This is a genomic window from Acidovorax sp. Root267 (assembly GCF_001429215.1).
GTDB classification, from domain to species: Bacteria; Pseudomonadota; Gammaproteobacteria; order Burkholderiales; family Burkholderiaceae_C; genus Acidovorax; species Acidovorax radicis.
In genome coordinates this window covers 231,810-257,482 of record NZ_LMJC01000022.1, presented here as the reverse complement: position 1 = coordinate 257,482, position 25,673 = coordinate 231,810, and the positions used below count along the sequence as shown (strand labels likewise).

Here is a 25,673-nt window from a genome sequence, read left to right as displayed (position 1 = left end):
ACACCATGGCAATCATCGACATCAAGGTGCCCGACATCGGCGATTTCGCCGAAGTGGCCATCATCGAAGTGCTGGTCAAACCCGGCGACACCATCAAGGCCGAGCAGAGCCTGATCACCGTGGAGTCCGACAAGGCCTCCATGGAGATCCCGTCCAGCCACGCTGGCGTGGTCAAGGAGCTCAAAGTGAAGCTCGGCGACAAGATCGCCGAAGGCTCGGTGGTGCTGACGCTGGAGGTGGAGGGTGCTGGCGCGGCGGCCCCGGCAGCCGCACCGGCCCCTGCGACACCCGTGGCTGCAGCATCCGCGCCAAAATCTGCTCTAGCGCCCGCACCACAAGCGCAAGTAGCTATCAATCCAGTAGCGTCCAGCTTTGCGGGCACTGCCGATCTGGACTGCGACGTGCTCGTGCTGGGCGGCGGCCCTGGTGGTTATTCGGCGGCCTTCCGCGCGGCCGACCTGGGCCTCAAGGTCGTCATCGTCGAGCGCTACGCCACCCTGGGTGGCGTGTGCCTGAACGTGGGCTGCATTCCCTCCAAGGCGCTGCTGCACGTGGCGGCCGTCATGGACGAGGTCAGCCACATGGCGGACCTGGGAGTGAGCTTCGGTGCGCCCTCGCTCGACATCGACAAGCTGCGCGGCCACAAGGAAAAGGTCATCGGCAAACTCACTGGCGGCCTGGCCGCCATGGCCAAGATGCGCAAGGTGACCACCGTGCGCGGCTACGGCAGCTTCGTCGGCGCCAACCACCTCGAAGTGGAAGAAACCACCGGCACCGCGCAAGAAAAGACCGGCACCAAGAAGGTCATCGCCTTCAAGAACGCCATCATCGCCGCCGGCAGCCAGGCCGTGCGCCTGCCCTTCATGCCCGACGATCCCCGCGTGGTCGACTCCACCGGCGCCCTGGCGCTGAAGGAAGTCCCCAAGCGCATGCTCATTCTGGGCGGCGGCATCATCGGCCTCGAAATGGGCACCGTGTACAGCACGCTGGGCGCGCGCCTGGATGTGGTGGAAATGATGGACGGCCTGATGCAGGGCGCCGACCGCGACCTCGTCAAGATCTGGCAGAAGATGAACGCCAAGCGTTTTGACAACATCATGCTCAAGACCAAGACGGTGGGCGCCAAGGCCACGCCCGAAGGCATTGAGGTGACGTTTGCCGCCGCGGAAGAGGGTGGCACCGCCCCCACGCCCCAGGTGTACGACCTCGTGCTGCAGGCCGTAGGCCGCACGCCCAACGGCAAGAAGATCGCTGCCGAGAAGGCTGGCGTGGCCGTGACGGACCGTGGCTTCATCAACGTCGACATCCAGATGCGCACCAACGTGCCGCACATCTTCGCCATCGGCGACATCGTGGGCCAGCCCATGCTGGCGCACAAGGCGGTGCATGAAGCGCACGTGGCGGCTGAAGTCATCGCCGGTGAACTGCAAGGCAACAAGGAGCTGGCCGCCGCCGCTTTCAACGCCCGCGTGATCCCATCAGTGGCCTACACCGACCCCGAAGTGGCCTGGGTCGGCCTGACCGAAGACCAGGCCAAGGCCCAAGGCATCAAGGTCAAGAAGGGCCTGTTCCCCTGGACCGCCTCTGGCCGCGCCATTGCCAACGGCCGCGACGAAGGCGTGACCAAGCTGCTGTTCGACGACTCCCCCGAGGCCCATGGCCACGGCAAGATCCTGGGCGGCGGCATGGTCGGCACCCATGCGGGCGACATGATCGGCGAGATCGCCCTGGCCATCGAGATGGGAGCCGACGCGGTGGACATCGGCAAGACCATCCACCCGCACCCCACGCTGGGCGAAAGCATCGGCATGGCGGCGGAGATTGCGCACGGCTCTTGCACGGATGTGCCGCCGCAAAAGAAGTGAGCTGACCCTCCTTCGAGGTTGCTACTGATTCAGTAGCTGGCCGCGCAGATTCCGAAAGGGCTGCGCGGCTTTTCTTTGGCTATGCCGCGTTGTTTTGACGGGGTGCGTGGCGGTAATTCTAGTGGGCTTAAATGTTGGCAAAATTCTTGGCATAAATTGATAAATATTTAATTAAATCAATAATTTGCAATTGTCATAAAGTTGGCAAAATACAGCCATGTGCACATCGCCCCATCAGTTCGAGCCCTTGCTTCCATCCGATGCGCGGATGGAGCCTTTGCTGACCAAGGCGCACGACCTGTCCCGCGCCGCCACATTGTTGGCGGGCACCCGGGTGCCGCCCGAGTTGCGCACTCTGCTGCGCAGCATGAATTCCTACTACACCAACCGCATCGAGGGCCAGCACACGCGTCCGCACGAGATCGAGCAGGCGCTGCGCAAGGATTTTTCGCAAGACGCAGTGCTCGCCGCCAAGCAGCGCCTGGCCGTGGCCCACATAGAGGCGGAGAGCGCCTTGGAGCAACGTTACGCCGGGGTGGAGGGAGGGCGCGCCGTGTATTCGGTGGATGCGGTGCAGGTGCTCCACCGCGAGCTGTTTGGTCGGCTGCCATCCTCCGACCTGGTAACGGCGGAAAACGAACCCATCGCACCCGGTGCCTTGCGCCAGCGCGAAGTGCGGGTGGGTCAGCATGTGGCTCCGGCCTGGGCTAGCGTGCCGCAGTTTCTTGAGCGATGGGCGGCCTGCTACAGCGGTGTGCGCCGGGGCGAAGCCGCGCTGGTGGCCATGGCGTGCGCGCACCAGCGTCTGGGCTGGGTGCACCCGTTTGTGGATGGCAATGGGCGTGTCATGCGACTGCACACGCACACGCTGCTGAGTGCGCTGGGCTACACCGGGGGGCTGTGGTCGCCCCTGCGAGGTTTTGCACGCAGCACCGAGCAGTATTACGCGCTGCTTGCCGACGCCGACAGCGCGCGCCGTGGCGATCTGGACGGGCGCGGCAACTTGAGCGAACAGGCTCTGGTCGCCTGGGCCGACTATGTGCTGGATGTGTGTCAGGACCAGGTGGGCTTCATGTCCGACATGCTGGACTTCAAAACCTTGAAGGCCCGCATCGAAGCCTGCCTGGTGTTCGAAGCCACGGTAGAAAAATCGGGCGTGCGGCAAGAGTCGCTGCGCGGGTTGCACTACCTGTTTCTGAGCGGCGAAGAGATGGCGCGCGGCGACTTCAAGTCCATGCTGGGCATGAGCGACCGGGGTGCCACCGATGCGTTGGGTGCGCTGGTGCGGCGCGGGCTGCTTGTGTCCGATTCGCCGCAAGGGAAGGTGCGGTTTGGGCTGCCGCAACATGCGCTGCGCTTTTTGTTTCCCAGGCTATGGCCTGAGGCCGAGGCGGACGCGATGGCCCGGTAAACCACATGGGCCTTAGAACCCGTTCATGTTGAGGCGCGGTCCTTCAGGCCCGCGCCAAAGTGCCCCGACAAAAGTCGTGGAAAATAGAGGGTTTTCTGCCGCCATCCATGGGGCAGAACATCCGCCCGGCCTCCCAATCTTTTTTGCTCCTCTGAGCTTGCCCATGTCAGACGTCAACTCCTCCAAGATCTCTGTCGAGAAAATCGGCGGTACTTCCATGACCGCTTTTGGCGATGTGCTGCGCCACATCGTGCTGCACGACCCCAAACGCATTTACGGCCGCATCTACGTGGTGTCGGCCTATTCAGGCGTGACGAACCAGCTGCTGGAGCACAAGAAGACGGGTGAGCGCGGCATTTATGCCTTGTTTGCGGAAGGCAAGGGTTATCAGGATGCCTTGACGGGTTTGGCGGTCAGCCTGAAAAAACTCAACGCGGGCTACGCAGAGCTGGGCCTGCCGCTGGATGTGGCCGATGCCTTTATCGACCAGCGCATTGGTCAGGCGCGCGAGTATCTGGGGGCCATGCAGCATGTGCTGGCCAGCGGCTATTTGAGCCGCAAGGATGTGCTGCTGGCTGCGCGTGAAGTGCTGGCCTCGATTGGCGAGTCGCACAGCGCGTTCAACTCGGTCGAGATCCTCAAGGCCAATGGTGTGAACGCCACTCTGATGGACCTGGCTGGCTTTGATGACAACGAAGCCTGGACCATCGACGAGCGCATTGCGCAGAGCTTCAAGGGCCTGGACCTGAGCGACAAGGTGGTGGTGGCCACCGGCTACACCAAGGGCACCGAAGGCATCATGCGCGAGTTTGACCGCGGTTATTCCGAGGTCACCTTCAGCAAGATCGCCGTGGAAGTGCGCCCCGCAGAGGCCGTGATCCACAAGGAATTCCACCTGTCGTCTGCCGACCCCAACCTGGTGGGCCTGGAAAACGCCATCGTGGTGGGCGCCACCAACTACGACGTGGCCGACCAACTGGCCGACGTGGGCATGGAAGCCATCCACCCCAAGGCCGCCAAGCCCATGGAACTGGCGGGCATCCCCATCCGCCTGAAGAACACGTTTGAGCCCGACCACCCCGGCACGCTGATCACCAAGGACTTCGTGGGTGAGCGCGCGCGTGTGGAGATCGTGACCGGCACCGACAAGGTCACGCTGATCGAGATCCACGACCCCAGCATGGTGGGCACCGTGGGCTTTGATGCGGGCTTGATGAACGTGTTCTGCAAGCACGATGTGAGCTACATCCTCAAGGCCACCAACGCCAACTCCATCGCCCATCTGGTGTGGGACAACCAAGTCACGCCCGAGCTGGTGGCCGAGCTGCAGGAGGGCTACCAGATCGTGACGATCAAGCCCAGCGCGATTGTGTGCACCATCGGCTCCAACATCGGCATCCCTGGCGTGCTGGCCAAGGCCGCACAGGCGCTGGCCGATGCGCGGGTCAACGTGAACTGCGTGTCGCAAACCCTGCGGCAGGTGAACATGCAGTTCGTGATCGAGCGTGAAGACTACAAGACGGCCATCAAGGCGCTGAACCTGGCGCTGTGCGTGAACTCAGGAACTCCGGTTCCACGCGTTTGAAGGAATAGCGGCAGGCATGCTTGCCGCTAAGCCTTTCCATAAGGAGCCCGCCATGCGCGGGCTTTTTATCGCCTGGATGTCTCCGTCAGGCGGTGCCGAGCAGCCTTTCGAACAGATCCGTTCCGCCCATCTGTCCACCCTTGAGCATCAACTCGAGCCCGTGGCGCGACGGGTCTGAACTGTGTGCGCTGCTCAGTGTGACCCCGGGGCATACCGTGGTTTTGTACTACAGCCCCCACAGTTGCAGCGCCTGCGCGGCGTGGCGGGAGGTGTCGCCGCCCGCGATACCGATGCGGCGCAGTGGCGTGCCGTGCTCCGCTTGGGCTTGCACCACGCGGGCCACCAGGTTGGCTCTGGCCTGGGCGACATGCTCGGCTGAGGTGATGTTGGCGGCCGTGCCGTTGGTGGGGCGGGTGTAGGCGAACACATGCTGGTCTTTTTTCAGGCCGGTGCAGACGGCGTCCCGCTCGGTCTGCGCATACGCCGGCTCGCTGCCCAGCCGCTGTGCGGCCACGGGGATGCACTGGTAAGCCGTGGCGGCCTGCACCTGGGCTGCGGTGAGGGGGGACAGGCTTCCCGCCCACGCGTAGACGGGGCCGTCGGCCATGGCCAGAGGGGGCGCTGCCGGGGGGCGGGTTTTGCCCAGTCGGCCAGCAAAGCCTGGCAGGGCCAGGCTTTCGGCATCTCCTCGCCTTGTCCTTCGACGGCAGCACGCTGGTGGTGCGGGCCTACGGCGAAGGCAGCAACGCGGTGGGCATCGGCGGCGACAAGACCAGCAACGGTGCGGCCAAATCGGGCGCGATCTATTTCTATTGATGCGCTCCGGCCGCGCCATTGCCAATGGCAGCAACGAAGGCGTCACCAAGCTGTTGTCCGACGATTCACCCGAAGCCCATGGCCACGGCAAGATCCTGGGCGGTGGCACGGTGGGCACGCATGCGGGAGACAAGATCGGCGAGGCCGCGCTGGCCATCGAGATGGGCGCGGATGCGGTGGCCATTGGCAAGACCATTCACTCGTACCCCACGCTGGGCAAGAGCATCGGCATGGCGGCGGAGATTGCGCATGGCAGCTGCGCGGATGTGCCGCCGCAGAAGAAATAAAGTGCTTTAGCACTGGCCTGCATCGGAGCCCGAACCCGTAACGGTTCGGGCTTTGTGCTTGGCGTGCCAGATCAATGGTCGGCCGCCGACATAGGCCGTGGCCATCGTCGACGATATCAAAACACCCGGCATATGCAGAAGCGACCATCTCCAACCCTTTTTCTCGACGAAATCGGGCTCCTGCGCTTGTAGATAAAACGCGGGGTGCTATCAAAAAAGGGCGTTGAGGACGCCTTGTTGGCGCTTTGCTGGGTTATTTGCAGGCAAGGGTATGTTCTTGCGGTGCTTGGGCTTGAATCGAGTATCTTCTGGTTACAAGACGCGCATTGGGGCACCGTCTTGGGTCGGCACAAGTGTGCGGCGAGCCTCACCGAGGGGATACAAATGAACTTGTTCTTTCGTTCCGTGTTGGTTGGCTGCTGGTTGCTCGCACTGTGCACGGCACGGGCGGCAGAAAAGGACGTCAACATCGTCTTCATCCCCAAGTCCAGTGACCAGGTTTTCTGGGAGCTGATGCGCATCGGGGTCGATAAAGCTGTGAAGGACGATGGCCAAATCAAGCTCACTTGGCGCGGCCCGGAGCACAACGACGACACCGATTCCCAGATCAAGATCGTCCAGCTCTACACCAAGCCCGGGGTGGATGCGATTCTGATCGCGCCCACCGACCGGGCGCGCCTGGTCGAGTCGGTGCAAAAGGCCGTGGCCCTGGGCATCCAGGTGATTGCGGTCGATTCGGGGTTGGACGGTAACCTGCACCTCAACTTTGTCACCTCCGACAACTACGCGGGCGGGCAACTGGCGGCCAAGACCCTGGCGGGCTTGCTGCAACACCGGGGGAAGGTGGCGATGTTGCGGACCGTAGCCGGCAGTGCGTCCACCGATGAGCGAGCCCGGGGCTTTGTCGACTACCTGAAAGAGAAGGCTCCGAAGATCACGCTGGTAGCCGACGTGTATGGCGGCGGCTCGATTGGCAAGGCGCGGCACAGTGCTACCCAACTGCTGGCGGCGCATCCGGGCATCGACGGCGTGTTTGCGGTCAACGAATCGTCCACCGATGGCATGCTGCGCGCGTTGCGCGACAAAGGCCTGGCCGGCAAGCTGCGCTTTATCGGCTTTGACTCCACCGACTTTCTGCTCACAGGCCTGGAGCAGCAGGAGATCCATGGACTGGTGATTCAAAACCCCACCCAAATGGGCTACAAGGGCATACAGGCTGCCGCTGCAGCGGCCCGCAACCAGGCGATCCAGACCCGGACCATTTTTACCGACATCACCCTGGTGACGCGCGCCAACTACAAAACCCCCGATATCCAGAAGCTGATGTGCAGCCGTTGCTGAAACCAAGTCCAGTGGTCCACTTTTTCCTGCCCATGGCCAGGACCGAGAAGGCCTATGTCCAACCTGGGTGACCGGCTGAGCAGCCTGAGCGTCGGCATGGTGGTTGCCATGGCGGCCGGCTTGTTCATGCCCGCCCTGATTGGCATCATGACCCTCAGCTACCTGCGCCAGGAGCAGATCAACAAGGAGCTGTCGACCTACCTGGACGAAAGGGCTCTGCAGCTGTCCAACAGCTTGGCGATACCGGTGTGGAACTACAACACCGTTAGTGTGCGCACCATCGGGCAGTCGGCCTTGCTGGATCCGCAGGTGGTGCGAATCACGGTGAGTGATTCCGACAAGGTGCCTATCGTTGTGCTGGAGCAAGCCCAGCGCAGGCTGGGGACGTCCCAGGTGGTTCAGCGGCCGCTGCTGATGCGCGGCAATGGCACTGAAGAGCTGGCGGGCTTTGTCGAGATCGAGGTCGATGACGGCCTGAAGCAGCAGGAGTTTGCCCGGGACCGCAGGGCTTATGCGTTCATCCTGCTGGGTCAGTTTGTGCTGTCCCTGGGCTGTATTCTGGTTGCGCTGCACTTGCGCGTGCTGCGGCCGTTGCACAGGTTGACGCTGTTTTCGAACCGGCTGGCCGGTGGCGATTTTGAGCAGTCCATAGGCTGGGAGCGGCAGGACGAAATCGGCCACCTGGCCCATCAGATGGACCGTATGCGCAGTGACCTGAAAACCTCGTTCGCCGAGCAGCAGGTCATCTTGAGCAATGTGCAGGTGGGCGTGCTGTTCGTGCGCGACGGCAAACTGCACATCGCCAACCGCCACGCAGAGCAAATCTTTGGTTATGGCCATGGCGCCATGGTGGGCTTGCCGGCCAGCGCACTCTATCCGGCAGACAGCCCGCTGCCCGACACCCGGCTGGACGAGGAATTGCGGTTTTTGCAGCGCCAGGACGGCACACACTTCTGGGCACATGTGCGCAAGCGCAGCCTGGACCCTCAGTTGCCGCAGGCCGGCAGCATCTGGGTGATCGAAGACTTCACTGCGCGCAAGGCGGCCGAAGACGAGATCAACAGCCTGGCTTTCTACGACCCGCTAACCCGTTTGCCGAACCGCCGCCTGCTGATGGACAGGCTCAAGCAGGCCTTGGTCGCCAGCTCCCGCAGCGCCAGGTGCGGCGCCTTGCTGTTCATTGATCTGGACCACTTCAAAACCCTGAACGATACCCTGGGCCATGACAAAGGCGATCTGCTGCTGCAGCAGGTGGCGAGCCGCCTGGTGACCTGCGTGCGCGAGGGCGATACCGTGGCCCGCCTGGGCGGTGACGAGTTCGTAGTGATCCTGGAAGACCTGGGCGAGAGCCCGGAGGAGGTGGCCGCGCACTGCCGTGTCGTGGGTGACAAGATCTTTGCGGCGCTGAATCTCTCTTACCCCTTGGCTGGGCATGATGTGCGCAGCACCCCCAGCATCGGCGTGGCACGGTTCGACGGGCCGCGTGACTCCATCGACGAACTGCTCAAGCAGGCCGATCTGGCGATGTACCAGGCCAAGACTGCGGGGCGCAACACCTTGCGGTTTTTCGATACGGCGATGCAGGCTGCAGTAAGCGAGCGCGCGGTGCTGGAGTCCGATCTGCGCGAAGCCTTGCAGCAGCAGCAGTTTGCCCTGCACTACCAACCACAGGTGGAGGGCCAGAGCCAGATTACCGGGGCCGAGGTCTTGCTGCGCTGGCGGCACCCGCAGCGCGGCATGGTGAGCCCGTCGGACTTCATCCCCCTGGCTGAGGAAACAGGCCTGATCGTGCCGCTGGGCTATTGGGTGGTACAGACGGCCTGCGCCCAGTTGGCGCGATGGGCCTTGCGCCCGGAAACGGCGGGGCTCTGCATCGCGGTGAACGTCAGCGCCAAGCAAATGCAGCAGGACGACTTTGTTTCGCAGGTGCTGGCGTTGCTGCGCGAAACCGGCGCCCCGCCACACAGGCTCAAGATGGAGTTGACCGAGAGCGTACTGGTCGTCGATGTCGAGAACACCATCTGCAAGATGGACGCTCTGAAGGCCCACGGCGTGGGCTTTTCGCTGGACGACTTTGGCACCGGCTACTCGTCGCTGACCTACTTGAAGCGCCTGCCGCTGGATCAGCTGAAAATTGACAAGGGTTTCATCAAAGACATCCTGGTCGACCCGAACGACGCCGCCATTGCCCGCATGGTGATCGCCCTGGCGGAAAGCCTGGGATTGCGCGTAATTGCCGAGGGCGTGGAGCAGGAGGCGCAGAGGGCCTTTCTGGCCGACTGCGGCTGCCGTGCCTACCAGGGGTATTTAATGGCCCCCCCACTGCCAATTGCGGATTTCGAAGCCATGCAAGACCCGTCCATCTGCACGACAAGACTGGATACGCAGCTTGCGATTCCCGCGCCCCCCGCAGAACCGCCCATCCCCAGTCCTCAATGATGTTGCGCAGCGCCTGCAAAATCAGTTGGGTGCTCAGGTTCAGATGAAGGCAGCCCTGCTGAACGGGCCGACAGCATGCCATGGCTGACATACAGCCAGTCTGCCCGAGGGGCCGGATTTCAGCAGCGCATTTCCATGCACGCTGTGCGGTTTGGTTATATGCCTACCAGCCTCTCAAACAGATTCACCCCACCCATCTGCCCGCCCTTGAGCATCAGCTCCAGCCCCTGGCGGCTGGGGTCTGAGCTGTGGGCGCGGCTGATGGTCACGCCGGGGCACAGCGTGGTCTGGTACGACAGTCCCCACAGCTGCAGCGCCTGGACTGCGTGGCTGGAGGTGTCGCCTCCGGCGATGCCAACCCGGCGCAGTGGCGCGCCGTGTTCTGCGCGGGCTTGCACCACGCGGGCGATCAGGTCGGCGCTGTTCTGGGCGACTTGTGCGGCAGCGGTGATGTTCGCCGCGCTGTCGTCGTTGGGCCCGGTATACGCCAGCACGTGTTGGCCGTTCCGCAGTTGGGTACAGATCGCGTCTTGCAGTGTCTGCGCATAGGCAGGGTCACTGCCCAGCTTTTGCGCGTCTACAGCGATGCGCTGGTAAGCCGTGGCGGCCTGCACCTGGGCTGCGGTCAGGGGCGACAGGCTTCCCGCCCACGCGAAGACGGGGCCATCGGCCATGGCCAGCGAGGGTGCTGCCGGTGGAGCGGGTTTCGCCCAGTGGGCCACCAGGGCCTGCGCCACCGCACTAGAGCCCACGGCCAGCAACCGGGCCTGTTGGGACTGCTGCCACAGCAGGCGGCCCACGGTGGCTAGCTGATCCGGCGTGGTCAGGTCCAGCAAGGTGGGCGCCATGGTTTGAGGTGCGCCATCGTTGTCCAGCAGATCCTGAAGTGCAGCATCCAGTGCACCGGTACTGGCGCCGGCACTGGTGTCGTACAGCGGGTAGTGCAGGGCGGTGATGCCATCGAGCCCCTGGCGTGCCAGATGGAGCCGGAGGTCGGCCTCGCCCATGGGCGTGACCGGGTGCTGGCGCATGGTGGGGTGGCGGTCTATGCGGTGCACGGCGCCGCCCGTGCCCGCCGCAGCGAACAGGTTGCTGAACGCGCAGTAGCGCCCCAGGCTGGGCTGCCCGCCCACGATGGGCACCCAGCGGTTGTTTACGAACGGGTGAAGGGTCTGAATGCCGCAAGCGATGTTGCCGACATGCGGGGCGCTGTCGAAGGTGGAGCACACCTTGTAGTGCAGCACCGGCGGCGCCAGCTTTTCAAAGAAGCGGCCTACAGCGGACATCTCGGCCCGCATGGCGTCTGGCGGCATGGCGCGCGCAGCGCCAGCGATGCCCACCGCATCCAGCGGCCCGGCAGCGGCCAGGGCCTCGGCGCTGGGTACGCCCATGAACAGCATCGAGCGCAGGCCGGCTTGCGCCAGCACGGCCAGGGTGTCGGTGGCGCCGGTGAAGTCGTCGCCGTACCAGCCGTACAGGGGCGTTGTCATGGGCTTACTTCTTGCCAAAGAAGTCGATGGCCCGGCGCAGTTCGGGGGCGTGTGCCGCGCGCTGGGCCAGGGTCTCGCCCTTTTGCACTGCGTCCCATGCCTGCTGCAGGCTGGCCACGCCGGCCGCGGGGCCGTCGGGGTGGGCCAGGATGCCGCCGCCGGACATGAACAGCAGGTCGTTGGACTGGATGCTGTCCCACGTGGCGGGCACGGTGCCGGCCCACTGGCCGTTGGAGAAGGCGGGCAGCACGCGGTCGTCCAGCCCTTCACACAGCGGCGCCAGCGTGTCGTGGGCCGACTCGATCACTTCTTCGTCGGTCTGCGAAAACTTGCCTTGCAGGCCATGCACGTGCATGTGGTCCACCCCCGCCAGGCGCCACAGCGTCTGCCAGGCGTTGAACGAAAAGCCCAGCAGCGGGTGGCGCGACAGCGCGCCGTAGCCGTTGCGGTGGCCGTGCAGCGCCAGCGGGGTGTGGCGGCGCAGGGTTTGCACCGCCGAGTAGCCGCACCAGTTCAGGCTGACCATCACGCAGCTTCCGCCTTCGGCGGCGATCAGGTCCGCATGGCGGCGCATGGCGTCGGTCTCGTCGGTGATGTTGAAGGCCACCATCACCCGCTTGCCGGTCTTGTCCTGGTGGGCGCGCACCCGGCGCATCACGGCCTTGACGCGGTCGGCCAGCGGTGCGTGAACCGGGTTGGCGCAAACCTCGTCGTCCTTGATGAAGTCCACCCCCGCAGCGCACAGGCGGCCCGCCAGGTCGCCCGTCTCTTCGGCCGACAAGCCCACGTTGGGTTTGATGATGGTGCCGATCAGCGGGCGGCCCTGCACTCCGGTCAGCGCACGGGTGCCGGCGATGCCGTGGCGGGGCATGTCGAACTGGGCGCGGTAGGCGCTGGGCAGTTTCATCGACTCCAGGCGCAGGCCGGTGACCTCGCCCAGGTCGTACAGGTTGCCCGACACCGTGGCGGCCAGCGTCGGCAGGTTGGGCCCGATGTTGTCGCACGGAAAGCTCACCCGCAGCCGAGCCCGCTGCCAGGTCTGCGGCGTGTCGAACATGCCGCGCCGCTGCATCCAGCCGTTGGGCAGCGAAGGGGCGGGCGCCACGTCCAGCAACTCGACCGACTCAACCGTGGCGCGCGCACGCTCGCGCAGCGCGTCGGTCTCGCCCTCGACCCGGGTGAAGGTGCCGCACGACTGCTCGCCCGCCAGCACTTCGGCCACGTGGGCGGGGTCCAGCGGGGTCTCGATCAGGTAGGTGGCTTCAAAGCGGTCTGGGGACATGGTTAGATTTACTACTGTTTTGATAGCTGCTAGCGCTTATTGAGCAAGCGCTAGAGGCCAATTTTCATGATGGGTTGCCTGCCTGGGCTGGCCCTCACTCCCTCTCCCCTTGTGGGAGAGGGCCGGGGAGAGGGGGGGCAGCCGGCGCGGCGCAGGTGCGGGCCCCCTCTCCCCAACCCTCTCCCGCGAGGGGAGAGGGGGTCAAACCCGGGCGCCGCTGCGGCGCCGGTGCGGGTGCTCAGGTTGGTGGCCCCATCTGAGACTCGCAACTCACCAGACCCCATCGCCATCAACATCAGACCTTCTTCAGATCTTGGACAGATCAGGAAAAGGCCGCACCGGGTCCGTCGTGCCGTCCCACGTCTCCGACTCCGCACGGATCAGGTCGAACATCCGCCCCTTGGGACCGGCCACTTCCGACAGCTCGATCACCGTGCCGGGGTGGTACTCGGTGTCGAAGTAGACAAAGCGGCCCTTTTCGCCCACCTCGCCGCTCATCACCGTCTTGAAGCCCTGGGCCGTCAGGCGGGCCAGGTCGGCGTCGTAGTCGCTCGTCCAGTACGCCACATGCTGCAGCCCGGTGCGCCCGGCCTGCAGAAAGTCGCGGTACATCGACGGCACGTCGTTGCGCGTCTGGATCAGCTCGACCTGCACATAGCCCGAGTTGGCCAGCGCCACCGAGTTGTGCGGCTCGTACGACTCGCCCTTGTAAACGTAGTTCTTGATCGGAACCTTGGGGTTGTAGAACCAGGGGCCCACGCCCAGGGTCTTGCTCCAGTAGTCCATGGCGGCTTCGATGTCGTGGACCACATAGCCAAGTTGGCGGATGGCGCCGAAATGACGGCTCATAAGAATTTCCTTTGTTGGTGATGCGTCAGGGCAGGGCGCAGCCGGGCGGGGCCCACAGGCGCCGCCCAGGTTGCAGGCTTATTTGCTTACTTGGCGCCGTCGATGATTTCTTTGGGGATCGGCACGCCTGCGTACTTCACGTGGATGTCGTTGAGCTTGCCGTTGGCCAGGTTGGTCTTGATCCAGCCGTTGACGGCGGCCATCAGCTCGGGCTGGCCTTTGCGCATGGCCACGCCCAGCTGGTACGACTGCAGGATGAACTTGGTCTCGAAGTCGCGTGCCGGGTTCTTCTTGGCAATGGCCGCAATGATCGGCGGCGTGATGGCCACGATGTCGGCCTGGCCGGTGGCGGCGGCGGTGATGGAGGCGGACTCGTCGTCAAACCGCACCACCTTGGCCTGCGGTGCACGCTCGGTCACGATCTTGTCTTGCGGGCCGCCGCGCGTCACGGCCACGGTCTTGCCGGCCAGGTCTTCAATGCTGGTGAGCTTGAGGCTCTTGGGCGCGCCCACCGCGGCCTGGATGGCGCCGTAAGGGATGGAGAAGTCCACCGCCTTCTGGCGCTCGGGCGTGATCGACAGCGACGAGATGATCAGGTCGACCTTGTTCGACAGCAGGTTGGGGATGCGCGAGGAGTTGGTGGTGTTCACGATCTCCAGCGTCAGGCCCAGGTCCTTGGCCAGCAACTCGGCCGCTTCCACGTCCGAGCCCACGGGCTTCATCTTGTCGTCCACGTAGCCGTAAAACGGCGCACCAAAGTCGATGCCCACGCGCAGCTTGCCGGCGGACTTGATGTCGGTCAGCTCGGCCATGGCGGGCATGCACAGGGCGGCGGCGCCCACGGCCAGCAAGGTGCGGCGGAAGATGAGGGATACGGTCATGGTGGTTGTCTCCTGGTGGTTTTTGAGTACGGAATCGAAAGGGGCAGGGCTGAAGCTGAAACTCAAAGCCCGTGAGAAAGGAAGTCGCGCAGTTCGGCGGTCTGCGGGTTCTTTAGCATGTCGCCCGCGCCCGTCTCCCACACCTTGCCCTCGTGCATGTAGATGATGGTGTCGGCCACCCGGGCGGCAAACTCCATCTCGTGCGTGACCAGCACCATGGTCATGCCGCCCTGGGCCAGGGCCTCGATCACGCGCAGCACCTCGCCGGTCAGTTGCGGGTCTAGCGCCGATGTCACCTCGTCAAACAGCATCACCTGCGGCTCCATCGCCAGCGACCGGGCAATGGCTACGCGCTGCTGCTGCCCGCCCGACAATTGCTCGGGGTAGGCCTGCGCCTTGTCGGCCAGGCCCACCTGCTGCAGGGTGCGGGCGGCAATCTCGCGCGCCTTGGCTGCCGGCATGTTCTTCACGGCCTTGGGCGCCAGGGTCACGTTCTGCTCCACGGTCAGGTGCGGGAACAGGTTGTAGCTCTGGAACACGATGCCCACGTCCTGTCGCAATTGGCGCAGGTCGATGGCGGGGTCGTGCACCGCGTGGCCGCAGACGTTGATGGTGCCGCTGTCGATGATCTCCAGCCGGTCAATGCAACGCAGCGCCGTGCTCTTGCCCGACCCGCTTTTGCCGATGATGGCCACCACCTGGCCCTTGGGAATGGCAAACGACACGCCCTTGAGCACCTGGTTGCTGCCAAAGCTCTTGTGCACGTCTTTCAGTTCAACCACCGGTTGCTGTTGCTGTCGTTGTTGTGCAGACAAAGCAGCGTGCGCAACAGGTTGCACAGCAGCGTCTTGGGCGAGGTTCATGGTGTCTTCTCGTTTCATGCGGTGGTCACAGGCACAGTGGCTGGGCCACGGTTTCCAAACTGTTGGCGTTGCTCCAGCTTGCGGCTCCAGACGGACAGCGGGTAGCACATCGCAAAGTAGACGATGGCGATCAGCAGGTACACGGTGAAGGGCTGAAAAATGGAGTTGTTGATGAGCTGCCCCGCACGCACCAGCTCGATGAACCCCACGATGGACGCCAGCGAGGTGTTCTTGACGATCTGCACCATGAAGCCCACCGTGGGCGGCGTGGCAATGCGCACCGCCTGCGGCAGCACCACCAGCCGCATGCGCTGGGTGCGTGACAGGGCCAGGCACTCGGCCGCCTCCCACTGTGTGCGCGGCACCGACTCGATGCACCCGCGCCAGATCTCGCCCAGATACGCGCTGACGTAAACAATCATCGCAATGCTGGCCGCCACGATGGCGGGCAGCTCCAGCCCGGCAATGCTCAGGCCGAAGTAGCACAGGAACAGCACCACCAGCAGCGGCGTGCCCTGGATGATCTGAATCCACGCAATGGTCGCCCAGCGCACCGCCTTGATCGGGCTGACGCGGCACAGCGCAATCACGCCCCCGGCCAAGCCACCGCCCACAAACGCAATCAGCGACAGGCCGATGGTCCACAGCGCGCCCCACAGCAGGTACTGCAGGTGGTACGAGTTCAGTCCACCGTCGATCATTTGGCGCTCCCCAATTTGCGTTGGCGCGTGAACACGATCTGCCCAAACACCCACAGCCCCAGCCGCATCAGCAGTGACAGCGCCAGGTACGCCACCGCCACCAGGATGTAAGCCTCGAACGGGCGGAAGGTTTCAGACTGCACCCGCGCCGCCACGGCGGTCAGCTCTTCGACCGAGATCTGCGAGGTGATGGACGACGCCAGCATCAGCAGCACAAACTGGCTGGTGAGCGCGGGGTACACCTTCTCCATCGCCGGGCGCAGCACCACATGCCAGTACACCTGCCGTCGCGTGAGGCCCAGGCACTCGGCCGCCTCGATCTGTCCTTTGTGGATTGAATCCATGCCCGCCCGCATGATTTCGCAGGTGTAGGCCGCCACGTTGATCACCAGCGTCAGCAGCGCCGCAGCAAATGCCGACACCTTGAAGCCCAGGCTGGCCAGGCCAAAGAACACCAGAAACACCTGCACCAGCAGCGGCGTGTTGCGCAGCACTTCTACATACGCACCACAGGCCCGCACCAGCCAGCGCCGGTCGCTGCGCCGGCCTATGGCCAGCAGCGTGCCGCCCACAAAACCAATCACGGTGGCTGGGAAGGACAGCAGGATGGTCATCCAGGCCCCTTCCAGAAACTGGGGCCAGTTGGCCAGCACGCTGGCAAAGTCGAACTCGTACGTCATGAGTGGGCAGCCGTACGCGTCAATCAGCAAGTGCTGGCGCGGCGGCCAAAAACTGGCGGCTTGCCCTGTGGGCGCAGGCGAGCGTGAGCGGAAATACCAGGCATGTCTTTGTCTCCTGCGGGATCGGCTTGGCAAGGGTGCCAGCCGTCACAACCTAGGGTTTGTACTGATGGTTTCTGATGCCTTTCAGCATCTAGCGCCCAGTGATACTATCCGCACAATCCATCAAATACCAGCAAGATGAATGATGGTTTTTGATTGAATCCACATGGCCCAAAACCCGCCCAACCCCAGCAGTCCACGCAGCCCGCGCATCCCCGACATCGCCCAGCTGTCCGGCGTCTCCACCGCCACGGTCGATAGGGTGCTGAACCAGCGCTCGGGCGTGCGCAACGCCACCGCGCAACGGGTGCTGCAGGCCGCCGCCAGCCTGGGCTACCTGCCGCAGGCCGAGCTGCACGCAGCGCTGCAGCCCCAGCCCCTGCGCTTGATGGTGCTGATCCCCGAGGGCAGCAACCGCTTTCTGCAAATGCTGGGCGACGTGATCGGCTACGCCCAAGACCACTGGGCACCGTTCAACGTGCGCTGCCAGGCGGCGTATATCGAAAGCTTTAACCCCGACGCGCTGGCCAAGGCGCTACTGCACTACGGCAAGCGCTGCGACGGCATCGCCTTCATGGCGCTGGAACACCCCGTGGTGCGCGAGGCCGTGGCCCAGCTGGCAGAGCAGGGCGTGCCCACCGTCACGCTGATCTCGGACTTGTCCAACTCGCGCCGCGTGGCCTACGTAGGCCTGGACAACCGCGCCGCCGGCCGCACCGCCGCCTACCTCATCGCCCGCTTCATGGGCCCGCTGGCCCACAGCCGCAAGGCGCATGTGGCGATGATTGTTGGATCACTGCGCTACCGCGCCCACGAGGAGCGCGAGGCGGGCTTTTTGCACCTGTTTGAAGAACAGTTCCCCCTGGTGCAGGTGGTGGGCGTGCGCGAAGGCCAGGACGACGCCGAACGCAACTACCGCCAGGCCCGCGCGCTGCTGGAGCAGCACGATGATCTGGCAGGCATCTACAACATCGGTGGCGGGGCCGAAGGCATTGGCCGGGCGCTGAAAGAGGCCGGGGCAGACCGCAAGATCGTGTTCATAGGCCATGGGCTCACGCCGGATACGCGGGCGCTGCTGATCGACGGGACGATGGATGCGGTCATCACGCAGAACCCGCAGGGGGCGGTGATGAACTGCGTGCGGATTTTTGCGAATCTGCGGGATGGAAGGGAGCCGACGGGTGGGGTGGAGACGACGCGGAGTCAGGTGATATTTCGGGAGAATTTGCCGTAGGGGTGCTGGATGTGCTCACTTGCGCTGGAGCCAATCCCGGTATAGCCGCGGCGTTGGTTTTGAAAGGCGCTTCAGCTTGCGGCCATGAACAGCCGCTCAAGTCTTCGCGGTGAACGACAGCGCCAGTCCAGCGTCCAGATCGTTACCCTGGATGACAGCGGCGATCCACACCTCCCACCCAGCGTCAAGCATGCAAGTTCGTGCTCACGGCCGGCTGGATACCAGTCGCGCATCATCACTGGCGGTACATCCTGTTACGAGCTGCTAAGCTTGTCCGAAGACTTCAAGTACCAGGAGAGCATGTGGACCGTTTCGACATTGGTGACCTGCTAACAAAGGCGCCCCTGGAGGATGTGGCGCGACGCCTTGGCATTGAAACAGAGAAGCGTGGCACGCAGACTCGTGCGTTGTGCCCGTTTCACCAGGACACTAAGCCGTCGCTCAACCTCTATCCGGGGGGGGGGAATTCGGCGGCACACTATCACTGCTTTGCCTGTGGGGCTCATGGCAACGCAATTGATCTAGTCAAGCATATTGAAGGGTTGGAATTCCTTCCCGCAGTGCAATGGTTGGCGCAGCAGTTTGGCATTCATAGCGCGCGCCGCCGGATCTCGCATCAAGCTCAACTCCAAGTTGCGAGCGAGGTGGCGCTGGACTTTGCGTTGCGGATTTTCGATGAACGCCATGACACCGAGCGGTTCAAGGTCTGGTGTGAGGAGCGTGCGTTCGATGCCAACTTCCTACGTGGTCAAGGCGTGTGCTGCATCACTCGTGCCGTATTGGTCGAAGCTTTGCAAGAAAAGAGCATCGGCGAACGCGCAGAGTTGATCGACGGCTTGCAGACGCTGGGGCTAGTCAGGCGCCTACGCTCGATGTCCAAAGTCGACCAACTGAAGCTGGATTTCGCTGACCAGTTTCGGGACTGCTTTCACGACGGCCGTGTTGTGATCCCAATTCGCAGTGCCGACGCCAAGCAGCCTGTCGTGGTCGGATTCGCTGGGCGAGCGTTGCAGAACGTCCCGCCCGAGGGGGTGCCCAAGTATCTGCTCACGGCTGGCTTCGAGAAGGCCAAACATCTGTTCAACGCATCTGCGGCCTTCCGGGAGGTAAAGAATAAGGTGATGGGCGGCAAGCCGGCAACGCTCTACATTGTCGAGGGCTTCCTAGATGCCCTGCGCCTGCAGTATTTGGGGCAACAAGCAGTCGCTCTGATGGGCATCAGCCTTAGCAAAGAGCAGTTCGGACTGCTGCAAAAGCTAGTCGATGATTTGCCCCCCAGCCAAGCCGCGATGCACCTCAGCATATTTCTCGACAACGATCCCGCCGGCTTTGGCGGTACGGATCGGTTGGTGCGCGATCTGTTGGGCATGGGCGGTGTGGACCTGCGGTGGGTCGGTACACCGTGGCGTACCCAGCCCGCTCTGGGCAAAGATCCCGACACCTGCCTGCGTGACATTTCTTCACCTGAAGACGCGGCAAAGTGGTTGCAACGCTATGACCTGCCCGCCGAAGCCGCCCTGCTGGCGGCAGCCTTGGGTAGCCAGGATGCATCCGACTTACAGGATGAACTTTGGAGCAAACTGGCAGTTACCGGGCGTGAGCGAGCACTGTTTAGAGCCGCGTTGGGCATCAAGAAACTTCATGCGCAGAGGCCAGCTGACGATGTGTTGCTGCGCTTGACCAACAGTCCGTGGAGTTGGGCGAACGCACTGCGGGAATTGTTGTCGAGAGAAGGAACTGGCAAGGCACGGCCTGGGCGCAGCGTTTATTTGGAAGGGGATTTTGAGCGCGCGGCCCTCGCCCGAACCTTGGCGTACCACGGCGCGCGGCGCGGCGAGTTGCCCTGCGACGAAGAGGTATGGCTGACATTGAGTGGTAATGCCCGACTGTTTGATCAGGCGGCTTTGGCGCGTGTGCGGGCTGCGATGAGTGAGCAACACTCGGTATGGCGTCAAGCCGCACCTTATGACGCAGTGCATTTGCCTCGGAAGCTCACCGCCGAGGCCAAGGTGTTGGATGATCCACGTCGAAAGGTTATGCCTCACCCGGCCGACTTACAGCTGCAGCAACTGGTGCTCAACGAGTTGCTGACCCAGCGGCATGACCGCCTGAGTGCTAGTGGCGAGACCTTCTCGGCCAGCATCCCAGCCGTTCGTTGGTATTCCTCTCGCAGCGAAGTGGTGGTGACCGGTCCATTCGCCGAGCTCAACGAACCGGATATCGATTTAGACGAGCCCGGAACATTGAGCTTCGGCTACCAAATCGATATGGATGTGCTTGAAGGCGATAAAACGCCCTCAGACCAGGGGATGTTCAGACCATTTGGCCAATGCTGGCGAGAGTTCATGGGCAGCCTAACCAAGCAGTGCCACGGAATCGGGCCGCGTGTGCATGTGCTGCGCCTGGACGCGAAGCGCTACTACGACACGATCCAGCGCTATGTGGTGCGGGATGCCTTGCTGGAGCCATTGCATAACGTGCTGGCAACCAGCGGTATCCCTGAGGGATTTTCTGATGTACTCGGGTTGAAAAATGGTAACGAGCCGGTAAAGCTGGAAAGTGCCTTGGATCAGCTACTGAGCGACCTGCTCTTCGGTCATGAGTTCCGAGACCCCCAAAGGGAAGGTTCAACTACCGCACCATCGACTAAGCGCAGCGACGAGGCCATCGGCATTCCCCAAGGGCCGGTGTTGTCGGCCTACATTGGCACCATCGCTTTATTTCCGGTTGACCATGTCGCCCGTCTTTTCATCCGAGAAACGGCGCACACGGGGTCTGACGGCGTACGCCGTCCTCGGGCGGGTTACGCGCGCTATGTCGACGACATTGTTTTGTTTGCCGACAGTGAGAAGCTCCTGAAAGAGTTACGAGAGAAATTGCAGGCCAAAGGGGCTGAGCGCGAGATTGCACTGATTCACAAGGGTGGTCGCGTGCGCGCCGGCTCACCCTCGCAGGTGATGCGCCAACTCAACGAAGGGCGGGGTCTGGCGGCTTCAATGCCCGCCTGGGAGCCGCCGTTGGCGGGTGAGCCTCTGGTTGGCGATGGCGAGGCCGGTTGGGGTCTGGGCGGCGATGTGCCAACCGTGGACCGTCAGTGTGCGCTGAAGATGCTGCGCCACCCCGCACTGATGACCGATCCCAGTGGGATCGAGGCTCAGGTCAAGGCCGCCATGCAGGCGCCAGATTTGCGACCCAACGATTTGGGTTTGTGCTCGCGCTGGCTGTGGTGGCAGGTGGCGTTTGAACACAATGGTGATGGATTCACAGCCTGGCAGCGCTATTGGGCGTTGTGGCGAAACGTGTGTGAAGGCCACGACTGGGCAGGTGCATTTGAGAAACGCGGCTACGACCGGCTGTACGCGGTGGAAGGTCTGGACAAGCTACTGGATGCCAACCCTTGGATGGAGAACGACCAGACCTTGACGGAACTTCCAAAATACAGAGAGAAGCGCAAGCATCTAGCCAAATTGGTTAGTCAATCAGGCTTCTTCGCTGCCGCGGCGCCTGCGGAGAATCAGGCGCATATTCGGCGACGTGAGCGATTGATTGCACAAAAGGCGCGACGTTTGGCGAATGCTCCGATGTCCCCCTATAACGTTGAAGCGCAACGCGGAGAAAAGGTGTCTGCCATCGAGTGGTTGTGTCTAGCGGCGGAACGCATTGGTGCAGCAACCAGCGTCGACGACACAGTTGCGTCGCACCCCTTGGCTTCACTCAAAGAGCGCCATCTGAAACCGCTGCTCGCCGATTCTGGCGATGGGTGTGTGACGGACGTCTGCCTGCACTTGTGGCCGGGCGGCGTGCCGCGGGGCTTTGAAGAGCCTGACAACAGTTCGCTTGGTTTGGCCATTGACTTTGTGCTCAGCAGTGCCCCGCGTGGGCAGAGGCTCGATGTGTTGGCCAAGTTCCCGACGCTGATGCAGATTGCTAACGATGGTGTAGCGCAGCGCTTCATCCCGCACCTGCCTGTTGTAAAAGACGGCCAAGAAGGGGACGGAACTGCTGCGTCGCTTTATGCGGTGGATGATCCGAAAGATGGCAGCGCTAGGTACTTATATCGCTACACCGTGCCATCGTCGCCAAGCAATGAGCGGGATTTCGTTCAAGTCGCGTTGCGAAACGAGGAGCCAATTGAGCCGGCCGTCGTATCACTGACTTTCGAGGTCCAACAGAGTCCGTCGGAGGCGCTTGGTGTGGTCAGGAGCAAAGATGCGCTTCCTTGGGTCGAACTAGCCGACACAGGCGCCAGTTCACCGGAGTCGATCACGCAGAAGGCTGCACGCTTGTTTGAAGCCCTCCGGGCCATGCACTGGGAAGTCACGCCGGAGAACGAGCAAGGTGTCTACGTTCCGTTTAAGCCACAGTTGTTCAAAACTGGCGAAGGCGACGAATCGATCTTGCATCTAGTGGCTGAGCCTGTCGACCGAAAACTATTGGGCGTGAATGCCTGGTTTCACAACCATGACGATCGGGTCAAGTCCGTGAACGTGCCGAAAGACCGCGCGGATCTGTGGCGCGTGGGTTGGGCAGTGGCCGATGTACTGGGGGTGGCGGCCGACATGGCCGGTGAAACAGGTCACCGCGATGAGCATCTATCGGACGAAGCAGTTGAACCTAGTGAGCAAGAAGCCGCCAAGTCTGCCAGCCAGCGCACTCAAATAGCGCACTATGTGTTGCGCCAGCAATTGCGCAAGCTGCAAGGCGCTTATGTTTCGGAGGGGCAGACGGGCACTGAGGCGACAGACAAAACTGCACTACCCGGCACAGTGAAGCGGGCTCTACAGCTGTTACGCGACTTTCCGGCCGACAGAGCGCTGGATCAGCAAGTTCGGCATTTGCTGCTTGTCGAGGCGGAAACCCGAGGCATGGCATTGCGCTTGCGTTTGCGCCGGAGTAACGACCTGCGTTTGGAGCTTCACCAGATCTTCCCAGAAGCGCTGGACCGCTTGCCGTTGTGGGCGCTGCAAGGGCTGAAACTGGTGCACCAATCGGGCGATGCCGCCGAATTGCGGCCAGAACTCGCTCTGATGCTGGCGCTGTACCGCGCGCTTGATCAGGTCCTGTTGCCCTCAACCTCCAACCCCGCGACGGTGCCGAAAGCGCCTCAGATGCGGCTTGCATTGGCCTTGGCTGCTACAGGCATTGGTTTACGCGGCAGCGTGGCCGCACTGTGGGGCCTGACTGCACAGCAAGGCACACCGCGCATGTCCGAACGCTTCAATCTGCCCGCTTCTTGGGCGATGCCAGACATGGCACGCGTGGACCCGCAGTTCGACTACAGTGCCATGCGCAAATGGCTTTTGGAATCAAGCTGGCCTGATCTGTGCCGCGCGAGCCCCTGGCACTGGATGCTAGCCCTGATCGGCTTGCTCGATACAAGCTATCCACAAGCGTTCGATCTGCCAGAGTTGAAACTGGTCTATTCAGCATTGAGTGCGTGGCAGAGTGCCCCTAGCGCACCTGCGGAAGATCAAGACGACGCAACCTGGCCCTTTGATGCTCTACCCAGATTCACGTTGCAAAATTGCGATGCATTGGCCTCGGCACTGCCAATCGCGCTGCGAAAGCTGGACCAGCACTTGGGCCTGCGCCTTGTTCGCCAGAAAGCGCAGCAGTTTCGGCGCAGCCTGCACAGCGACGAGTTCACCGATACCGACGATGCCAGCTGGCAAATTGCCAAGCCACAGTTCACGGGCTTAGGCCGCGAAGGTATACAGCGACAGCTCGATGGCAAGCGCAGTCTATCGGTCTGGACCGAGACTCGCCGCGAAGTCGACAACGAACTTTTAGCAGTGCACACGCTGGACTACAAGCTTGGGCAGTGGATAGCTGAGGCGGTTGACGCCGCTCCAGATCACGAGGCTCCGGCAGCACGATCTGAGCCTACAGAGATTCGCCTTAACCCTGCACCACCAGCAGTGGGGGCGACTATCAATCAAACGACCCAGTCCAACCTTGATGATGGCAACGAACGAAAGACCGTTGCGGAAGAGTCGACGACGCCAAAAATTGAGACCCTGGATCAGGGAATCGCCGACAAGCTGCGCTTCTGGCAAAAGGAATCGCGGAGCAGGCGCATTGACCGCACCGGCTCTAGCGATCCCGACTTAGAGCGGGCAGGCAGTCACTTTCGTGTCGCCTTGTTCCAGTGGCGAGCAGACGACAGCTACGCCCATCCTATTAGCGAGGCGGGGTTGAAGTGCTTTCCATTCAGCAAAGCCTCTCTGGAGCAACTGCCCAGCTTGCTGAACAAGGCCAGCGATCTCTCTTCGATTCATGGGGCCGCAAAAAGAGGCTTGGAATTCAAATGGGACAAGGACATAAAAGTCATCTCGTGGCCCGAGCACCGGCGACAAGTCCTTCTTCGCGAAGCGCTGAAGGCTTGCCACGAACTGGAGGTGCAGTTGCTGGTACTGCCTGAGGTGTCGGTCCGACCTGAGACGATTGATTGGCTAAAGGGCGAGCTGCGCCAGCACTGCCCTGGTTTGGCGGTCTTGGCCGGTACTTACCGCCAGTTTGGTGTAAAGGCCGACGACCTAAAGGAAAAGTTGACCCTTCTGTGGCAACCTGAACCGGACTTGGCTCAGGCCCTCGGACTTGAGCGAAACACTGAGACTCTTGAATTCCAACGAGGGAAAAAGTATCGCGCTGTGGCTGCCCATGAGTTTTTCCGGCCAGACTGCAGTGAATTGGCGCCGCTCTATAGCGAAGAGAAGCTGCTTACTAAGTTGCATGAACTTCGTACTAGCTCGCTGAAGGGCGTGTGGTCAAGTGACCAACTTGCAGAGCTAGTAAGAGCATTGGTGCACGAAGCGCCGAAGCTGCGCTACTGTATGGAGTTGATCTGCTCCGAGCTGTTCCTACTCACCAGCCCAGCCAATCGTCTGCCGTTGCAGCGCGATCTTGCGAGGGTGTTGAAGCACTTTGGCTCGGATCCGGCAGAGGCCAAGACGTTAGTAAGCAATGACCTTGAAGCAATTGGCGAGCTCTTAACCGTCGCACAATCAAATCGCGAACGCCGCTCAGTGCTTTTGGTGCCAGCATGCACAAGTCGTAGTAACGACTATTGGCACGCAGGCCAGGCAAGTGTGCTGGCCTCTGGTACTGCCACCGTGTTCTGCAACGCAGCAAACAAGCTCAGCGTTGGTGGAAGCTGCTTTATCGGCATCGACTCAGTGACTCCGTCATCAGATCCGGCTGGAATAGTGCATTTCTTGACGCCGTACCACGGCTGGTTAAGAGGCATTCTGCAGAACAACGGTAAGGGGGCCTTGTCGAAGGCTGACCAAGCTCTAGTGGTGGTCGACCTAGATCCCGTCCATGTGGTCAGCGGTAGGCCTCGGCCGCAGTTGTTGCCCGAGCCAATGTCCTTGGTGGCGTATCTGCCGGTTTTGGAAGTCGTGGACAAGGCCACTAATGCGGAGAGCATTGCCAACGCACTGGCAAGTGATCTCAAAGACGAAGACGCTCGAGAAACAGTCAAGTCTCTCCTGCTGTCCGATGCGTTTCCACCTCATTGCAGCCCACTACATAAGAAAGAGGATTTCTTCGAAGCCTTTAGCGCACTTCTTCAAGCTAAAGCAAGCGGTGAGTTATCGGCAACCAAAGGAGGCGCCAAGCTAGATGCGTTTGCTGCCTTCTTTAGTGATTCGGAACCTGTGCGCGAGCGCATCATGACCTGGCTGAAGGATCGTCACCAACAGCCGGCGCCCAAGGCGGGCGAGCTTGGCTTGGAGCCAGCTTGGCTCGATTTCCTTGTGGCGGACCTGACGTATAAGCGGGACGTGGCGAAAGTCCGAGTGCCGCCCTGGATTAAGCCTGGCAACAGCGCTAGTCTAGTAAATTGA

General features: G+C 62.4%; 16 protein-coding genes and 1 pseudogene. 9 read left to right on the top strand and 8 right to left on the bottom strand.

The genetic code is table 11. The features are described 5' to 3' along the window. Positions 1 to 5 precede the first annotated feature (5 nt). From lpdA to ASE39_RS15115, 3 genes are all read left to right on the top strand, one after another. Positions 6 to 1,865 (top strand): dihydrolipoyl dehydrogenase, encoded by a 1,860-nt coding sequence (lpdA, locus tag ASE39_RS15125; RefSeq protein WP_057271692.1) that lies wholly within the window; start codon positions 6 to 8, stop codon positions 1,863 to 1,865. 217 nt (positions 1,866 to 2,082) lie between these two features. Continuing rightward, positions 2,083 to 3,276: a Fic family protein gene (locus tag ASE39_RS15120; protein WP_057271691.1), complete on the top strand. Its 1,194-nt coding sequence runs from the start codon at positions 2,083 to 2,085 to the stop codon at positions 3,274 to 3,276. 163 nt (positions 3,277 to 3,439) lie between these two features. Continuing rightward, the gene (locus ASE39_RS15115; RefSeq protein WP_010458385.1) at positions 3,440 to 4,861 is read left to right on the top strand and encodes an aspartate kinase; all 1,422 of its coding nucleotides are present in this window, start codon (positions 3,440 to 3,442) and stop codon (positions 4,859 to 4,861) included. Positions 4,862 to 5,087: 226 nt separating this feature from the next. Here the strand turns inward: ASE39_RS15115 and ASE39_RS27150 are convergent, their stop codons facing one another. Further along, positions 5,088 to 5,468, bottom strand: a complete 381-nt coding sequence (locus tag ASE39_RS27150) for a nucleotide-binding domain containing protein (protein WP_057271690.1) — start codon at positions 5,466 to 5,468, stop codon at positions 5,088 to 5,090. Between the two features lie 86 nt (positions 5,469 to 5,554). Here ASE39_RS27150 and ASE39_RS27295 point away from each other — a divergent pair, with 86 nt between their 5' ends. The 4 genes and pseudogenes from ASE39_RS27295 to ASE39_RS27140 all read left to right on the top strand — a co-directional run bounded on the left by ASE39_RS27295 (position 5,555) and on the right by ASE39_RS27140 (position 9,744). Beyond that, a complete protein-coding gene (locus ASE39_RS27295) occupies positions 5,555 to 5,677 on the top strand; it encodes a hypothetical protein (RefSeq protein WP_277814397.1) in 123 nt (40 codons plus the stop codon). A 5-nt stretch (positions 5,678 to 5,682) separates the two neighbouring features. Next, a pseudogene (locus ASE39_RS26520) lies at positions 5,683 to 5,964 on the top strand (dihydrolipoyl dehydrogenase); the annotation flags it as partial. Between the two features lie 384 nt (positions 5,965 to 6,348). Beyond that, positions 6,349 to 7,305: a substrate-binding domain-containing protein gene (locus tag ASE39_RS15100; RefSeq protein WP_057224279.1), complete on the top strand. Its 957-nt coding sequence runs from the start codon at positions 6,349 to 6,351 to the stop codon at positions 7,303 to 7,305. A 54-nt stretch (positions 7,306 to 7,359) separates the two neighbouring features. Continuing rightward, the gene (locus tag ASE39_RS27140) at positions 7,360 to 9,744 is read left to right on the top strand and encodes an EAL domain-containing protein (RefSeq protein ID WP_057271688.1); all 2,385 of its coding nucleotides are present in this window, start codon (positions 7,360 to 7,362) and stop codon (positions 9,742 to 9,744) included. A gap of 155 nt (positions 9,745 to 9,899) precedes the next feature. Here ASE39_RS27140 and ASE39_RS15090 read toward each other — a convergent pair whose 3' ends face one another. From ASE39_RS15090 to ASE39_RS15060, 7 genes are all read right to left on the bottom strand, one after another. Further along, positions 9,900 to 11,234 carry a four-carbon acid sugar kinase family protein gene (locus tag ASE39_RS15090; RefSeq protein ID WP_057271687.1) on the bottom strand — a complete coding sequence of 445 codons (1,335 nt, stop codon included), beginning with the start codon at positions 11,232 to 11,234 and terminating at the stop codon, positions 9,900 to 9,902. Positions 11,235 to 11,238: 4 nt separating this feature from the next. Beyond that, complete coding sequence (locus tag ASE39_RS15085; RefSeq protein ID WP_057271686.1) at positions 11,239 to 12,516, bottom strand: ribulose-bisphosphate carboxylase large subunit family protein; 1,278 nt, start codon at positions 12,514 to 12,516, stop codon at positions 11,239 to 11,241. A 306-nt stretch (positions 12,517 to 12,822) separates the two neighbouring features. Continuing rightward, positions 12,823 to 13,365: a VOC family protein gene (locus ASE39_RS15080; RefSeq protein WP_057271685.1), complete on the bottom strand. Its 543-nt coding sequence runs from the start codon at positions 13,363 to 13,365 to the stop codon at positions 12,823 to 12,825. An 86-nt stretch (positions 13,366 to 13,451) separates the two neighbouring features. Next, the gene (locus ASE39_RS15075) at positions 13,452 to 14,246 is read right to left on the bottom strand and encodes a transporter substrate-binding domain-containing protein (RefSeq protein ID WP_057271845.1); all 795 of its coding nucleotides are present in this window, start codon (positions 14,244 to 14,246) and stop codon (positions 13,452 to 13,454) included. 62 nt (positions 14,247 to 14,308) lie between these two features. Then, positions 14,309 to 15,109, bottom strand: coding sequence for an amino acid ABC transporter ATP-binding protein (locus ASE39_RS15070; RefSeq protein ID WP_057271684.1), 801 nt, complete (start codon positions 15,107 to 15,109; stop codon positions 14,309 to 14,311). Positions 15,110 to 15,123: 14 nt separating this feature from the next. Continuing rightward, complete coding sequence (locus ASE39_RS15065; protein ID WP_057271683.1) at positions 15,124 to 15,810, bottom strand: amino acid ABC transporter permease; 687 nt, start codon at positions 15,808 to 15,810, stop codon at positions 15,124 to 15,126. Beyond that, entirely contained in the window at positions 15,807 to 16,490 is a 684-nt protein-coding gene (locus tag ASE39_RS15060; protein ID WP_057271682.1) for an amino acid ABC transporter permease, read from the bottom strand. Before ASE39_RS15060 ends, ASE39_RS15065 begins: the two co-directional genes overlap by 4 nt. Before the next feature lie 268 nt (positions 16,491 to 16,758). On the opposite strand from ASE39_RS15060, the gene ASE39_RS15055 reads away from it, so the two are divergent. Both ASE39_RS15055 and ASE39_RS15050 read left to right on the top strand, forming a co-directional pair. After that, on the top strand, positions 16,759 to 17,826 hold the full coding sequence (locus tag ASE39_RS15055) for a LacI family DNA-binding transcriptional regulator (protein ID WP_057271681.1): 1,068 nt from the start codon (positions 16,759 to 16,761) through the stop codon (positions 17,824 to 17,826). Between the two features lie 302 nt (positions 17,827 to 18,128). After that, the gene (locus ASE39_RS15050) at positions 18,129 to 25,673 is read left to right on the top strand and encodes a CHC2 zinc finger domain-containing protein (RefSeq protein ID WP_057271680.1); all 7,545 of its coding nucleotides are present in this window, start codon (positions 18,129 to 18,131) and stop codon (positions 25,671 to 25,673) included.